1 pseudogene is annotated in these 323 nt (G+C 76.8%); it reads right to left on the bottom strand.

Features of this window, described 5'->3' with window-relative positions:
• Positions 1-176: 176 nt before the first annotated feature.
• Positions 177-323 (bottom strand): annotated as a pseudogene (locus ACLBYB_RS32975) (Tellurite resistance protein TerB); the annotation flags it as partial.

Genomic DNA, 323 nt, shown 5'->3' on the forward strand with positions numbered 1-323 from the left:
AAGGGACGGCCCGCGTCGCCGCAGGTTCGGGATGGCGGCGGCCTCGCGCCCGCGCCGGCGTCCGCGAAGACCCGGCACGGAGGGCCGGGCCGCGTCACCTCGGGGTGCGGGTGCCGGACGGGGAGAGCGGTCCCGGCGCGCCGTCCCGGGGTCTGCCGGGCGACGGGCCGGCCGGATCAGCGCAGCAGGGCGGACTTGTCGACCTGCCGCGCCCCGGCGATCTCGTCGAGCGCCTTGTGCTCGACCTCGCTGATGCCGTCGATATCGGCCACGTCCGCGCCGATCAGGAACACGTCCTGGCGCTGCTCGATCGGCCGATCCGC

The organism is Methylobacterium sp. D54C, from assembly GCF_053345595.1.